1 protein-coding gene is annotated in these 491 nt (G+C 70.3%); it reads right to left on the bottom strand.

Features of this window, described 5'->3' with window-relative positions:
• On the bottom strand, positions 1–491 hold a 491-nt coding region (locus GJQ66_RS12140), incomplete at both ends, for an IS3 family transposase (RefSeq protein WP_155049620.1).

The raw sequence follows: 491 nt of genomic DNA, 5'->3' as shown, positions 1-491 counted from the left end.
TCGAGGTGGGCGGTGAGCCGGTCAGCGGTAATCGACCGTTCGGTGAGCCCGCCGATGCACTCCCGAGTGTGCTCGTCGACGATCGAGCAGATCTTGATCGGCCGGCCGTGCTCGTCGGCATCGAACTGGAAGTCCACCGCCCACACCACGTTCGGCGCGTCCGCCGTTGGCGCGTCGACGGTCGAGGACCCGACGCGTTTGCGGCGACGCCGCTGCGGGACCCGGAGCCCTTCGTCGCGCCACAGCCGTTGGATCTTCTTGTGGTTCACCACCCACCCCTCGGCTCGGGCGTCGTGATACGCCCGCCGATACCCGTAGCGGGGATGGTCCTTCGCCCAGGCGCGCAGCCACTCCCTGAGCGCCCGATCCGGGTCCGCGACCGTGTCGCCCTTGAGCGGTCGCCGGTACGCGGAGCGGCTCAGCCCGACCAGACGGCACGCCATCCGTTCGCTCACCCGCAGCTTGCGCTTGAGGTGATCGACGGCGGCGCG

It is taken from the genome of Microbacterium sp. ZXX196 (assembly GCF_009709595.1).
GTDB classification, from domain to species: Bacteria; Actinomycetota; Actinomycetes; order Actinomycetales; family Microbacteriaceae; genus Microbacterium; species Microbacterium excoecariae.
The sequence above is the reverse complement of the archived record's forward strand: the minus strand, read 5'-3'. Positions and strand labels throughout refer to the sequence as shown.